14 protein-coding genes are annotated in these 15,199 nt (G+C 40.1%); all 14 read left to right on the top strand.

What is annotated here, in order from left to right:
- The first annotated feature begins 73 nt into the window (after positions 1-73).
- A complete protein-coding gene (locus C1E24_RS20095) occupies positions 74-649 on the top strand; it encodes an acyltransferase (protein ID WP_138484612.1) in 576 nt (191 codons plus the stop codon).
- 20 nt (positions 650-669) lie between these two features.
- Positions 670-1,734 carry a DegT/DnrJ/EryC1/StrS family aminotransferase gene (locus C1E24_RS20090; RefSeq protein WP_138484610.1) on the top strand — a complete coding sequence of 355 codons (1,065 nt, stop codon included), beginning with the start codon at positions 670-672 and terminating at the stop codon, positions 1,732-1,734.
- 46 nt (positions 1,735-1,780) lie between these two features.
- Entirely contained in the window at positions 1,781-2,782 is a 1,002-nt protein-coding gene (locus tag C1E24_RS20085; protein WP_138484608.1) for an NAD-dependent epimerase/dehydratase family protein, read from the top strand.
- 86 nt (positions 2,783-2,868) lie between these two features.
- Entirely contained in the window at positions 2,869-3,990 is a 1,122-nt protein-coding gene (locus tag C1E24_RS20080) for a DegT/DnrJ/EryC1/StrS family aminotransferase (RefSeq protein ID WP_138484606.1), read from the top strand.
- A complete protein-coding gene (locus tag C1E24_RS20075) occupies positions 3,983-4,510 on the top strand; it encodes an acyltransferase (RefSeq protein WP_206078148.1) in 528 nt (175 codons plus the stop codon). Before C1E24_RS20080 ends, C1E24_RS20075 begins: the two co-directional genes overlap by 8 nt.
- On the top strand, positions 4,507-5,157 hold the full coding sequence (hisH, locus tag C1E24_RS20070; protein ID WP_138484602.1) for an imidazole glycerol phosphate synthase subunit HisH: 651 nt from the start codon (positions 4,507-4,509) through the stop codon (positions 5,155-5,157). Before C1E24_RS20075 ends, hisH begins: the two co-directional genes overlap by 4 nt.
- On the top strand, positions 5,158-5,928 hold the full coding sequence (locus C1E24_RS20065) for a HisA/HisF-related TIM barrel protein (RefSeq protein ID WP_138484600.1): 771 nt from the start codon (positions 5,158-5,160) through the stop codon (positions 5,926-5,928).
- A gap of 1 nt (position 5,929) precedes the next feature.
- A complete protein-coding gene (locus C1E24_RS20060) occupies positions 5,930-7,087 on the top strand; it encodes an N-acetyl sugar amidotransferase (protein ID WP_138484598.1) in 1,158 nt (385 codons plus the stop codon).
- Positions 7,087-8,247 (top strand): hypothetical protein, encoded by a 1,161-nt coding sequence (locus tag C1E24_RS20055; protein WP_138484596.1) that lies wholly within the window; start codon positions 7,087-7,089, stop codon positions 8,245-8,247. The genes C1E24_RS20060 and C1E24_RS20055 overlap by 1 nt, the downstream gene beginning before the upstream one ends.
- Positions 8,240-9,490 carry an oligosaccharide flippase family protein gene (locus C1E24_RS20050; protein WP_138484594.1) on the top strand — a complete coding sequence of 417 codons (1,251 nt, stop codon included), beginning with the start codon at positions 8,240-8,242 and terminating at the stop codon, positions 9,488-9,490. Before C1E24_RS20055 ends, C1E24_RS20050 begins: the two co-directional genes overlap by 8 nt.
- A gap of 859 nt (positions 9,491-10,349) precedes the next feature.
- Entirely contained in the window at positions 10,350-11,477 is a 1,128-nt protein-coding gene (locus tag C1E24_RS20045; RefSeq protein WP_138484592.1) for a polysaccharide export protein, read from the top strand.
- A 13-nt stretch (positions 11,478-11,490) separates the two neighbouring features.
- A complete protein-coding gene (locus C1E24_RS20040; protein ID WP_138484590.1) occupies positions 11,491-11,925 on the top strand; it encodes a low molecular weight protein-tyrosine-phosphatase in 435 nt (144 codons plus the stop codon).
- 14 nt (positions 11,926-11,939) lie between these two features.
- Positions 11,940-14,177 carry a polysaccharide biosynthesis tyrosine autokinase gene (locus C1E24_RS20035; protein WP_138484588.1) on the top strand — a complete coding sequence of 746 codons (2,238 nt, stop codon included), beginning with the start codon at positions 11,940-11,942 and terminating at the stop codon, positions 14,175-14,177.
- A 326-nt stretch (positions 14,178-14,503) separates the two neighbouring features.
- Positions 14,504-15,199: nucleotide sugar dehydrogenase (locus C1E24_RS20030; RefSeq protein ID WP_138484586.1), on the top strand; the 696-nt coding region annotated here is incomplete at its 3' end.

Genomic DNA, 15,199 nt, shown 5'->3' with positions numbered 1-15,199 from the left:
GAATATTCGCGTGCAAGACGTTGTAGAAGCAGGCGAAAAAGCACATCCGCTGCTATCTAAGGTGCTATAACTTATGAGTTACCATGTACATGAGAGTGCCATTGTTGATGAAGGTGCGCAAATCGGTGCAAACACACGCGTATGGCACTTTGTGCATGTGTGTGGTGGCGCGCAAATAGGTGAAGGTTGCTCGCTAGGTCAAAACGTATTTGTCGGTAATAAAGTGACCATAGGCAATAACGTCAAAGTACAAAACAACGTATCTGTATACGATAATGTGCATTTAGAAGATGACGTATTCTGTGGGCCGAGCATGGTGTTCACCAATGTGTATAACCCTCGCTCATTCATTGAGCGCAAAACTGAGTATCGCGACACGCTTGTTAAGCGCGGTGCAACGTTAGGTGCAAATAGCACTATCGTATGTGGTGTAACAATAGGTGAGTATTCGCTAGTTGGTGCAGGAGCGGTAATCAATAAAGACGTAAAACCATTTGCACTTATGGTTGGCGTACCGGCCAAGCAAATTGGCTGGATAAGCAAATACGGCGAGCAACTAGATTTACCGCTTGATGGAAACGGTATTGCAACCTGTGAACATACAGGCGAGCAATATCAGTTAGAAAATGGCTTTGTTTCAATTAAATAATTCGTAGAAGTAATTATTAAATGCAATTTATAGATTTAGCTGCGCAATATCAGCACTTGAAAGAAAAAATCGATGCTCGCATTCAGGCAGTTTTAGACCATGGTAAATATATCATGGGCCCTGAAGTACAAGAGTTAGAGCAACAATTATCGGAATATGTAGGTGTTAAGCACACGGTTAGCTGCGCCAATGGTACAGATGCATTAACGCTAGCTTTAATGGTGTTAGATGTTAAAGAGGGTGATGCAGTTTTTTGCCCGACATTTACGTTCTTCGCCACAGCAGAAACCATCGCTTTTGAAGGTGCAACGCCAGTATTTGTTGATTCAAATGAAGATACATTTAACATTTGCCCAATAGACCTAGAAAAGCGCATTGAAGCTGTAATCTCAGAAGGCAAGCTCAAGCCAAAAGCAATTATTGCAGTCGATTTGTTTGGCCTACCAGCGGATTATCCAGCACTTAGAAAAATCGCAGATAAATACGATTTAAAAATCATTGAAGATGCAGCGCAAGGCTTTGGTGGTGAAATTAATGGCAAACGCGCGGGTTCTTTTGGTGATATTGCAACAACAAGTTTCTTCCCAGCAAAGCCACTAGGTTGCTATGGTGATGGTGGTGCACTATTTACAGATAATGATGAATATGCAGAGTTACTAAAGTCATACCGTGTACACGGTAAAGGTAAAGACAAATACGACAACGTGCGTATTGGTATGAATTCTCGCCTAGACACCATTCAAGCTGCCATTTTGCTTGAAAAATTAGCGGCGTTTCCTCAGGAGCTTGTTAATAGAAACCAAGCTGCAGGTAAGTATACCGCGGAATTAGAAGATACATACAAAACACCAGTTGTCCCAGAAGGTTATGTAAGCTCTTGGGCACAATACACGTTGACGGCGTCAGACCGAGATGCAGAAATGGCGAAATATAAAGCCCAAGGTATTCCGACTATGGTCTACTACGGCACGTGTATGCATCAACAAACCGCATTTAAAGCGTTAGGTTATCAGGAAGGAGATTTTCCAGTGGCAGAGCGTTTAGCAAGTTCAGTGTTTAGCCTACCGATGCATGGGTACCTTTAATAGGTTAAGCAACATAGCAATTAAAGTGATTTAAAGAGATATAGAAATGATTGAATTAAAGGGTAAAAAAATATTCATCACCGGTGGTGCAGGTTTCATCGGTTCAACACTGATTGGTAAGCTTATTAACGATAACGAAATCGTTGCATATGATAACCTAGACCGTAACACGTTGAAAAGCCAGTCATTCGCTAACCATGAGAACTTACGACTAGTTCAAGGTAACGTGCTAGACCAAGCGCATTTAATTGAAGCGGCCAAAGGCTCAGAAATCTTTATTCATGCAGCAGCAATCGCTGGTATTGATAACACAGTAAAAAGCCCTGTACGTACAATGACAGTTAATATGACTGGTACATCGAATGCGCTAGAAGCTGCACATCAAGCAGGCACAGTAGAGCGTTTCTTAGAGTTTTCTACTTCCGAAGTATTTGGTAGCCGTGCATATCGTGTAGATGAAGTTGATTCAACAACGACAGGTGCTGTAGGTGAAGCACGTTGGACTTACGCTGTAAGTAAGTTAGCAGGCGAGCACTTAACGCACGCCTATCACAGAGAGCACGGCCTACCGACAGTGACTTTCCGTCCATTCAACGTATATGGCCCAGGTCAAATCGGCGAAGGTGCAATCTCAATTATGATCCGTAAAGCACTAAAGAATGAAGATATCTATATCTTTGGTGACGGTGCACAAATTCGCGCATGGTGTTACGTTGATGACATGGTTGATGCGTTAATGAAGGCACTATCAATGCCAAAAGCAGTGGGTGAGTCATTCAACATTGGTAATGCGCGCGCAGTAACAACGATTTTCGGTTTAGCAGAAACAATTTGTCGCGTATTAAATTCAAAGTCAAAAATTGTCTTTAAAGATGCGCTATCAGCTGATATCGAACTTCGTATCCCTAAGACAGATAAAGCGAAAGAGCTAATCGACTTCGAAGCAAAAGTGGACCTAGAAGAAGGTTTATTAAATACAGCTGAGTGGATCGCAAAAAATATGGACGATCTGCCAGAAATGCCAGATATGTTTCTTAACAAGAAATAATTGTGTCATAGGGAGTAAGTAGCGCGTCGTTACTTACTCCCATTTCCCCCACTCTGCAACATCAACATTTTAGAGCTTATTAAAAGATGATTAAGTTATCACAGCCACAAATACCAGACTCCGCCATTGAGAAAGTAGGTGAAATACTACGAAGTGGTCAATTAGTTCATGGTGAAGAATGTAATTTATTTGAGAAAGAACTTGCCAAGTTTTTAGGTGCCAAGCATGCTTTGGTTGTAAGTAATGGCACAGCGGCGCTTCATCTTGCTTTACTAGCTTTAAATATAGGCCCGGGGGACGCGGTCATCGTACCTGACTTTACTTTTACTGCAACAGCAAACATTGTAGAAGCGGTCGGCGCCAAGGCCATCATCGTTGATGTAGATAAAACCTCATACAACTTAGACCCAGAGAAGTTACAAGCCTGTATTGAAGACTGGCAGGAGCCAGAGACTTTAAAAGCCATCATGCCGGTTTTAGAGTTTGGTAACCCAACACATTTAAATGCGTACAAAGAAATTGCCCAGCAACATGGCTTGTTCATGATTGAAGATGCGGCGTGTGCATTAGGTGCAAGTGAGCAAGGTACTATGGTTGGAACTGCAGCCGAGTTTGGTTGTTTCTCTTTTCATCCACGAAAAACGCTCACAACAGGAGAAGGTGGTGCATTAGTGACCAATGATAGTGCTTTGTATGAAAAAGCAGCACTATTAAGAAGCCACGGTATGCAGCGTACAGAAAATGGTGTTGAGTTTAAGTGCATAGGCCTAAACTACCGTCTTACCAATTTTCAGGGCGCGATTGGTCGGGCCATTCTACCTGAGTTAAATAATTGGATTGTTAAACGACGTGAGCTTGCAAATCAATATACAGAGTTACTCGCACCACTTGTTCAAGCAGGTGAATTAACGTTACCAACGATTGTTGAAGGTCATAGTGTGCAAACGTATATGACAGTATTAGCAGATAGCTATACCAGAAGTAACGTAATTGCCCAACTGAGAGATAAGCAAGTTGAATCTAACTTAGGTGCGCAGAGCATGAGCTCGTTAGGCTTATTCGACCATTCATACAATTCACAGCAGCAGTACCCCGAGGGAACCCGACTTTATACACATGGTTTAGCGTTACCTTTACATGAGGGTATGAGCCATGAAGATATCAGCAAAGTCGTTAATGCTTTGAATGAAGTATTGGGTCATGCTTGATAAGTTAAAAGCATTTTTTAACGAGCGAAGTCACTTTTTTAAGCATAAATACAACCGAGTTCTGCCATTTGGAGATACGGTTGTAGATCGCTGGGAAAAAGCAGCGTTATTAGGTTTTGGCAAGAATACCTCAATTTATGACAGCAGCTTAGTGCTAGGTTATGTGTCTGTTGCAAATGATACTTGGATTGGGCCAAATACGATATTAGATGGTAGTGGCGGCGGGCTAACGATAGGCGCGCATTGTAGTATTTCTGCGGGGGTGCAAATTTACACCCATGATACGGTGCGCCGTTCGTTAACAGGTGGGCAGGCAGAGATAGAGCTCGCCCCAACAGCCATTGGCAATAATTGTTACATAGGTCCAAATAGCATCATCGTTAAAGGCATACAAATTGGTGATAATGTTGTTGTTGGTGCAAACAGTTTAGTGACGAAGCATATCCCGGATAATACCGTGGTATATGGTACACCAGCAAAAGTGATTGGAAGCAGCTTGAAATATCAGGAGCGCAAATGATCTCAGTAATTGATTGCCAGATGGGTAACATAGGCTCGGTGGTTAATATCATCAAGCATATAGGTCATAAAGTACAGGTTATTAGTACTAAAGAAGAGGTTCTAGCGGCCGAGAAGCTAATTTTTCCAGGTGTTGGCCATTGGGATAATGGGGTTAAAAAGCTCAATGAAAGCGGTTTAAAACCGGCAATAATCGAAGCGGTTACAGAGCGAAAAACGCCCTTGATGGGAATATGTTTGGGTATGCAACTTTTGTTTAAAACCAGTGACGAAGGTGAAAAAGAAGGGTTAGGTTTTGTGCCAGGGCATGTTAAGAAGTTTGACTTTAGTGGTGTTTCAACAGATTTATTGACAGGGCCTGGTCGACTACGTATTCCTCATATGGGTTGGAATGTAGTAAAACCTTGTAAAGAGCATTCACCTATTTTAAACGGACTTAAAGCGCTTGATGACGAAACACGATTTTACTTTGTGCATTCTTACCACGCCAGTGATGTACCAGAAGAATATCAACTGCTGAGCAGTCATTATGGAGATGATTTTGTGTGCGCGGTTAATAAAGACAATGTATGGGGTTTTCAGTTTCACCCTGAAAAAAGCCATAAGTTTGGTATGCAACTTCTTAAGAACTTTGCAGAGAGCATTTAAATGTTACGAACGCGAGTAATTCCCGCCCTATTACTTGATGGGCAAGGTTTGGTCAAAACCACCAAATTTAAGTCGCCGGTTTATGTGGGTGATGCTTCTAACTCATGCCGTATTTATAACCAAATGGAAGTGGATGAATTGGTGTTATTCGACATCAGAGCATCGAGTAAAAAAGTTCCGATTCAGTTTGAGCTTATTCAACAAATTGTTTCTGAATGCTTTATGCCGATTTGTTATGGTGGTGGAGTAAAAACGCTAGAAGATTTTAGAAAGTTGTTTTATATGGGGGTAGAAAAAGTATCGGTGAGTTCACTGTTATTTGATAATCCTCAGATTGTAAAAGACGCTATAAAAATTTACGGCGCACAAAGTATTATTGCCACACTAGATATAAAGCGTTCGCGTTTTAGAAAAGTACAGCAGGTATATCTTCATAACGGAAAACAAAGAATTAAAAAAAGCTTAGAAGATGTTATTGGCTTACTTAAAGAAATAGGTGTGGGTGAGATAATAATCAACAACATTGATAAAGAGGGGACTTGGGAAGGGTTTGATTGTGACTTAATCAGATACTTTGCAGATAACACAGAAGTGCCAGTTGTTGCATTAGGTGGTGCGGGCAGTAAAGACGATATAAAAACAGTGGTGCAGCAAGGTCATGCATCAGCGGTTGCACTGGGCAGCATGGCTGTTTTCCAGTCGAAAGGAATGGGAGTATTAATTAAATTCCCTAAGCTAAAAGAGTTAAAAGAATTATTAGGAACGAAATAACATGAGTGTGCAAATTTGTCAGCGTTGTATATATGACGAAACAGTCCCGAACACAACATTTGATGCAGAGGGTATTTGTAATTACTGTCGTCAGATTGAAGAGTTAGAAGCGCAGTTTCCTAATGATGAACAGGGCGAAAAAGAACTGCAAAAGCTTGTTGACGAGATGAAAGCGGCAGGAAAAGGCAAGAAATACGACGCATTGATTGGGGTTTCAGGCGGGTGTGACTCCTCTTATTTAATGCACCTGATGACTAAAAAATATGGTCTGCGCCTTTTAGCAGTGCACTTCGATAACACGTGGAACTCAACGATTGCCACTGAAAATATCCACGCAGTGACTGATAAGCTAGGTATTGATTTATATACCCATGTTGTTGACTCAAAAGAGTTTGATGATATTGTTTTGTCGTTTTTAAAGGCGGGTGTTCGTGATATTGAATGTCCAACAGATATCGGCTTAGCTACGACTATGAATATGGCGGCAGAAAAGTATGGCATTAAATATAAGATAGATGGTCACTCATTTAGAACAGAAGGTTCAGCACCGATGGGCTGGATTTATATGGATGCAAAGTACATCCAAAGTGTTCATAAAGAGTATGGCTCAGTGCCAATGAAAACCTTCCCGAATCTATGGCTTTCAAAGCAGTTGAAATGGATGATGTTCAACCAAATTAAATCAATCAGACCGCTTTACTTCTTAGATTATGATAAAGAAGCCGCAAAAGAGATGCTGACGCGTGACTATGGCTGGACGTGGTACGGTGGGCATCATTTAGAAAATAGAACAGCGGCGTTTTTTCACAGTTACTTCTTCCCTAAGCGTTGGAACAGTGACTTCAGAATAGTGGGTTATTCAGCGTACTGTCGCGATGGTCGCATGACGCGTGAAGAAGCATTAGAGTTAATGAAAGAAGACCCGCATATTGAAGAAGGTTTATTAGAGTATTATAAAAAACGTCTAAACCTAAATGACGAAGAATTCGACAGGCTCATGACACAGCCGAAGAAATACTACACAGACTTTAAAAACTATAAAAAGACTTTTGAGCGTATGAGGCCGTTTTTCTATGTAATGGCAAAAGCGGGCCTAATACCTTGGAGTTTTTACATCAAGTACACGTTGCCACATGAAGTGATTAAGGACAAAGAGTAGTGAAGTTAGTCCTAGTTAATGGATTGTTTTTAATTCAAAAAGTACTACTAAATTTATCTATTTTATTTTTTGGTTTCTTTTCTCCAAAAAATAAAAGCGGCGTGATAGTAGGCACTGAAGAAATTGCATCAATTTTATATTCACTAACAGCTGCATTACCATCAGCAAAGTCAGTCAATTTAAAGTTTAATCCATATTATGATGAAGACTATGATTACTATTTTGGCAAGTACAAATGGTTAAGGCCATTTATGCGTTTCTTTTCTCCAGTTTTGCTTGGCTACTTGCTGGTTAACAACAAAACGTTTATTTACATATCTGCAGAAGGTTTTCTAAACCGTCGAGTAGATGGTGGAGAATATGAATTTAAAAAGCTTAAGAAATATGGTTGTAATGTAATTTGTTACTTTACTGGCTCTGACATCAGATCTTTCAAGTTGCTAGATAAATTTGGATCTGAAAATAGCATGGATGTGATTACGACTTATCAACCTATATCGCACAAAGGTATTGATTCTGAACTTAATGAAAATGTAAGAAGAATGTTAGGTAAAGTTGCAGATAAATATGCTTCTGCAGTTTTTAACCCATCAACTGATCAAATGGCTTATATTGAGCGTAAGTGCCACCCTTTTTTATACTTTGCGGATGAAACAAAGATTCAATACTTACCTGAAAAATATAAGCAAGATAAAAAAGTGGTATTACATGCGCCTTCGTCGCCAATAATCAAAGGCACACCAATCGTGCGCGCTGCGATAAAACAGTTACAAGAAGAAGGGTATGACTTTGAGTATGTTGAGTTAATCGGTGTCCCAAATACTCAGGTTATGGCTGAGCTTGCAAAAGCACATATTGTATTGAATGAGTTTTATGCGTTAGTGCCAGGTGTATTTGGTGTTGAAGCGATGATGAACAACGCAGTGTTATTAACTTCGGCTGATAGTGAGTTAGAACCAACCTTATTTGAAGGTGCTAACGATGCTTGGGTTGTTACGCCATATTGGCAAATTTACAATAATTTAAAACAAGCTTTAGATAGCTCTATGGATGAATTGAAAGATCAAGCTGATAACGGCACTAAATGGGTGGAAAAATATTGTACTTACGAGTTTAGTGCCAAGTATTTAAATCAAGTAATTGATGATTTAGATGATTAAGAAATTTTTCAAAGACTCTGCACTTTACACTCTTGCAAATTTATTCACTAAAGGCATCGCATTCGTGATGTTGCCGATTTACTTAAGCTATTTAAGTAAAGAGGAATATGGTGTCTTAGATTATATTACCACAGTAGGTATGGTAGTCGCTGTGGTGATCACCTTAGAAGTTGCACAAGCAGTAATTCGTTTTGTTGCAGCGGCCCAAGACGATATCAATATCAAGAGTAAATATATTAGTGCGTCTTTGACATTTTGTGTGTTCACTTATGCTCTATTAGTATTTGTGGGTCACTTGAATCTAGAGTGGATCTCTGAGTTTTTAACTGAAAATAAACAGGATTCTGAAATAGCTTCACTTGCTATTATTAGCTATTTTGCTTTTTCTATCATGTATTTTACGACTGTTATTTATCGCTCAAACCTAAATGCAAAATCAGCTACGTTGTCTTCTGCAATAGCAGCAGCAATTACCTCACTGGTCACTTTGATATTATTGAGCTACTTTGATATGGGGTTAACAGGGGTACTGCTAGGAATTATAATAGGTCAATTTTCTGTTGCTTTTTATAACTTGTTTTTATTAAGAAAATTTTGGTTTGTTAAACCCGAATTTAGCACACTTATAGAGATGTTACGTTTTTCAACACCTCTGGTAGTTTCAAGTTTGGGAGTGATTTTTGCAACGTTTGCAGATAGGTTTATGATTAAAGAAATGCTTAGTCTATCTGATTTAGGTGAGTATAGTTTAGCTGCTAGGTTGTCAACAGGTGTAGTACTTCTTACTATAGGTTTCCAAAGTGCACTTGCTCCACTAATATATAGCCGTTTAGAAGATCCTAACACGCCAAAAAGCCTTAGAAAGCTAGTAAGTTACTACTTAGTCGCAGCTATTGTCTTTATAGCTACATCTTTCCTACTAGCGTCGCCAGTTATATCATTACTCACCACCGAAGATTACGCTAAAGCACCTGATGTGCTAGTGATATTGGTTACATCTGTATTGGTATCTAGTGGCTACTTATTCTTTCCAGGTCTATCAATCGCCAAAAAAACACACATACTAGCAGGTATTAATATCTTCACAGGGGTAGGCAATCTTATTTTGAATGTACTGCTCATATCTAAATTTGGTATTTTTGGTGCAGCATACGCGACACTAATAAGTGCTATCATAAGTTTAATATTGAATATGTACTTTTCTGAAAAGTACTTTCCAATTCTTAGAAAACAATCAAACTAGTCCTGCTTAAATGACTGTTAAACGTAAAAAAGCCTTTCACTTTTTGTTGAAAGGCTTCTTTAATAAACCCTTTTTAGAGTGTTATCAAATTATCTGCGCTGAAAACATATTACATGCCTGTGTAAATGACGTCATACTTTGACGGTAACCTATGTTTGTAATAAAAATTAGCGGCTAATCTCCGGCACATCTACAAGTAAATGTGAAGCTGAAATTAAACTGAGTTCCAAAATACCCTAAGCCCTAAACACAGCGTATTAATAAGCAACCTGAAAAGCGATTTCATATCGCGTTATAATAAAGAACCTAGAACAGATTGTGCTTCAGCGCAACAAGCTAATCTTAACTTGCCTCCATGAATAACGACCTGCAAGAAATTTAACTACCCGGTAGCAGTGATTTAATACCGCGTAAAAACAAACCCGATGCAGGTTGTGCTTTATCGCAACAAGCTAATCTTAACTTGCCTCCATGAATAACGACCTGCAAGAACTTTAACTACCCGGTAGCAGTGATTTAATACCGCGTAAAAACAAACCCGATGCAGGTTGTGCTTCAGCGCAACAAGCTAATCTGAACTTGTCTCCATGAATAACGACCAGCAAAAGCTTTTAAATACCCGGTAGCAGCGATTTGATATCGCGAAATAATTAACCCGATATAGGTTGTGCTTTAGCGCAACAAGCTAATTTAAATTCAACTGCAATAAATGTCGAACGACTCATAACTGCCGACTATTTTATTAATAAAAAAATTCACATCATGATTACTTGCTAACAAAATCTACAAGTGGTTTAATTACTCAGCTTTATATAAAGGCTTTAGACAAGGCTAACAAGAACGATTTTAGGAAGAACGAATGGCGCAACGCTATAAAACTATCATTGCATCAGCATGTTTTCTGGCAATGAGTGGCTGTACAATTATACCCGGCGGCCATTTTGAAGGACTAAAACAAGGTGAGCAAACTGAAAACCTTGAGAGGGAATTAGAAAAAGTAAATATCCAACTCATAGACTCCGCGCTAATCTCTCAGCAAAAAGCTCAATCTCAAAACTTAGTGCCTAAAAAAGGTTCAAGTAACCGAGCCAAGGGTCTAGAACTTTCAGATTACGAATATAAACTTGGTGTGGGTGATGTACTGACCATAGGTGTGTGGGATCATCCTGAATTAACTATTCCTGCGGCCGTACAGCGTACCGCTGAATTTGATGGTTTTCGAGTTCAAGCCGACGGCACCATTACCTATGCATATGCCCCTAAAGTGCCAGCTGCCGGTAAAACAGTCGCAGAAGTACGCGAAGAGCTAGTAAAGCGTTTAAGTCGTGTTATCGAAGATCCGCAAATAGACGTTAAAGTAGTGGGTTTTAGAAGCCAAAAAGCCTATGTAACCGGTGAAGTGAAAAAGCCGGGTGTTTACCCTGTAACCGAAACGCCATTAACCTTAATAGATGCACTAAACCAAGCAGGTGGTTTAAATGAGCGTGCTGACTGGAAAACAGTGACATTTACCCGAGGTAATGAAACCGAAGTTATTCGTCTAGATGACTTTTATTCCAAAGGCGACATTTCTCAAAACCGTTTAATGCAGCACGGCGATATTGTACATGTAACACGCAACGACCAAAGAAATGTTTATGTATTAGGTGACGTAAAGCGCGCAGGTACAGTCGAAGTAAATCGCTACGGCTTAAACTTAGCCGAGGCACTGAGTGAGGTGGGCGGTATAGATGAGCGTAGTGCCGATGCAAACGGTATTTTTGTACTGCGAAAGCGCGACCTAGAAAAAGATGGTGTAATAGCAGATGTGTATCAACTGCATGCAAAAAATGTAGCAGCCTTGGTACTTGCTGAACAGTTTGAGCTAGACCCACAAGATATCGTTTATGTAACCAGTGCACCACTTGCACGTTGGAACAAAGTCATTAGCTTGTTGTTACCAGCGTTAACAACCGTTGACAGATTACAAGATATAGATAACCAGTAGTAGGCAAACCAGTATGTTCGATAGTGTTTTAATGGTATGTGCAGGTAATATCTGCCGAAGTCCTACCGCTGAATATGTTTTAAAAAGCAAGTTAGCGGGCAAAAATGTCAAAGTGAGTTCTGCAGGTTTAACCGCGCTTGAAGGAAAGTCTGCCGATAGTTTTGCGCAAGAATTAGCGCTGCAACATGGCGTTGATATGTCTGAACACAAAGGTCAGCAAATTAGTACCAACCTAGTGACGCACAACAGCGTAATTTTAGTGATGGAAAAGCGCCACCTAGAAGACTTGTGTACCCGTTACCCTCAAGCGCGCGGTAAAACTTTCCTTCTTGGTAAGTGGTTAGGCGACAAAGAAGTACCAGACCCTTACAGACAAAGCCGCGAGGCTTTTGAACATGTTTACGAATTAATCGATAGCGCCTGCAGCGCTTGGCAGAAGTATTTATAAGGATGAAAGAGTCAATGAATGCTCAATCAAACCTATTAAGTGGCTCGCAACAAAAGCAATCCACAGAACAAGCGCAAGAAATCGATTTAATGGCCTTGTTAGGCGCTTTGCTTGACCGTAAATGGTTCATCATTGCCGTTACAGCTTTATTTATGATTGTTGGCGTCGCGGTTGCAGTATTTAGCACGCCAATTTACCAAGCAACTTCTATGATACAAGTTGAAGAAAAAGGTGGCTCAGTCCCTGGTTTTGATGAGCTAGGCGGTATGTTTGAAAGTACCTCGGCGGCGGTTACCGAAATCGAACTATTAAAATCTCGCAGCATCATAGGTGAAGCTGTAGATAGTTTAAAGCTCGATATTGTTACAGAGCCAAAGTTTTTCCCTGTTATTGGTGGTAGGGCCTTTCGTAAGTTTACACCAATGCAAGAAGGTGAGTTAGCAGAGCCAAGTTTTGGTGCGTCTAGTTATGCTTGGGGCGGTGAAAAAATTGAAATATTTAAGTTCGAAGTGCCACAAAATGCCATTGGTACAGGTTTCACTCTAGTCGCATTGGCTAATAACCAATTTGAATTGTTAACCGGTGATGGCAGTAGCGTATTAAAAGGTAAAGTAGGTGAAGAGGTGACAAACGGCGCTTTTTCATTAACATTGAAAACGTTAACTGCTCGCCCTGACACTGAGTTTACCTTAACTAAGCGTGATCGCTTAAACACAATTCTAGATTTGCAGCGAGATATTGGTGCAAGCGAAAAAGGTAAAGATTCAGGCATTATCAACCTAAGCCTTCAAAATGCCAATGCTGAATATGCTGAATCTGTCCTCAATAAAGTGGCAAGCATATATGTCCGCAGAAACGTTGAGCGCAATAGTGCAGAAGCACAAAAATCGCTAGATTTCTTAGAGTACCAATTACCTCAAGTAAAAAAGCAGCTAGAAGACGCAGAACAGCGCTTTAATGATTATCAAGTAAAACAGCAATCAGTTGATATTACGCTTGAAACCGAAGGCGTACTAAGACAGCTTGTTAAGCTTGAAACTCAACTACAAGAACTCGAGCTTAAAAAGTTAGAGTTGGGCCGAAAATTCAAACAAAGCCACCCTAGCTACCAAGCAGCAGTTGAACAAATAGAAGCCGTTGAAAATCAAAAGCGCCGCTTGGCTGCCGAAGTGCAAGTGTTACCAGAAACACAGCAAGAGTTGTTACGCTTAACGCGAGACGTAGAAGTAAATAACGAAATTTACACGCTTTTACTTGCAAAAACGCAAGAGCTAGACATTGTTCGTGCAGGCACTGTGGGTAATGTGCGTGTGATTGACCTTGCAGAAGTCAATATCTCAAAGCCAGTTAAACCGAAAAAAACCTTAATCGTGATTATGGCAACTATGCTAGGTGGTATGTTAGCGGTTGCAATTGTACTGGTTCAAAAAGCAATTCATAAAGGTATTGAAGACCCAAGTGAGATTGAAGCTTTAGGCTTACCTGTTTACGCAAGCGTACCTTATTCAGAATATCAGGTTAAACTCACTGGCTTTGCAAAAGCTCGTAAAGGTAAAACGGCCAAGGCCAAGTCGATACTCGCAGTTGATAACCCAGCAGACCTTTCGATTGAAGCCCTTCGTAGCTTACGTACCAGCCTGCACTTTGCCATGATGGAGGCAAAAAACAATGTCATTGCTATCTCAGGCCCAAGCCCAGGTGTTGGTAAATCGTTTATTTCAGTAAATCTAGCAACAGTACTTGCACAGAGCGACAAAAAGGTGCTGATTATCGACGCTGATATGCGTAAAGGTTACTTACAAACGCAATTTGGTATGCAGTGGGACAACGGCCTAAGTGACTATCTTTCGGGTAGAATTAATCTTGAGCAAGCCACAAAGCACAGCCAGGTTGAAAATTTAGATGTAATGACTCGCGGCCAAATACCACCAAACCCGTCAGAGCTATTAATGCATGAAAACTTCTCAAAATTAGTTGATGAAGTAAGCGCTAAATATGACCTAGTAATTATAGATACGCCCCCAATTCTAGCAGTAACCGACCCTGCGATTGTAAGTGCGCACGCAGGTAGTACTTTACTGGTTACTCGTTTTGGTGAAAACCATGTGAAAGAGCTAGAGCTTACGCGCAACCGCTTTGAACAAAACGGGATTGACGTAAAAGGTGTGGTATTCAACGGCGTAGTTAAAAAAGCCAGCAACGCATACGGCTATTATGGTTACTACAACTATGAGTATAAGTCGGATAAGTAGCTGTCATTCTGAACTTGTTTCAGAATCCAACTACCGTCACCCTGAACTCATTTCAGGACCTAAACGTAAACGGTAGCAGCGGTTTTACACCGCGTAAAAATACCAAATGTAGGTCGTCATTTATGGCGAAAATTAAAATTACATTCGGTAGCAGCGATTTTACATCGCGTAGAAATTTTAAATATAGGTCGTCATTCATGGCGACAAACGTATGACTAAATTATTAAAAGCAAACTGCTCTCTGGTTTGCCTTGAAACAAGAAAATATCAGTAAAATTATTTTCTATAAAAGTACAAATTTAAATTTTGCCAAGTGAGATGTATATATGGACTTAAAAAATGCAAAAATAGGCGTAATCGGCTTGGGCTATGTTGGCCTGCCTCTAGCAGTAGAATTCGGTAAAAAATATCAAACACTTGGCTTTGATATTAATCAAAATCGAGTAACTGAATTGCTTTCAGGTAAAGACTCAACACTAGAAGTTAGTACAGAAGAGTTAAAAGAAGCGTCGCACTTAACTTATTCTCATACAGTTGAAGATCTAAAAGGTTGCAATATTTATATTGTGACTGTACCAACGCCAATAGACGACAATAATGCCCCTGATTTAACGCCACTACAAAAAGCGTCAGAAATGCTGGGTGAGTTTGTTGGTAAAGGTGATGTAGTAATTTATGAGTCAACAGTTTACCCAGGAGCGACAGAAGAAGTGTGCTTACCTATCATCGAAAAAGTGTCTGGTTTAACATTCAACAAAGACTTCTTTGCTGGTTATTCACCAGAGCGTATTAACCCAGGCGACAAGGTTAACACTCTTACAAAAATCATGAAAATTACTTCAGGTTCGACGCCTGAAGTTGCTGACTTTGTTGATGCACTTTATGGGTCAATCGTTGAAGCAGGTACGCATAAAGCTAGTTCGATTAAAGTAGCCGAAGCGGCAAAAGTTATTGAGAATACTCAACGTGACTTAAATATCGCGATTATTAATGAGTTTGCGAAAATCTTTAATCGTTTGCAT

It is taken from the genome of Pseudoalteromonas phenolica, from assembly GCF_005876835.1.
In the GTDB taxonomy this organism is placed as follows: domain Bacteria; phylum Pseudomonadota; class Gammaproteobacteria; order Enterobacterales; family Alteromonadaceae; genus Pseudoalteromonas; species Pseudoalteromonas phenolica_B.
This window is presented reverse-complemented; position numbering and strand designations above follow the sequence as displayed.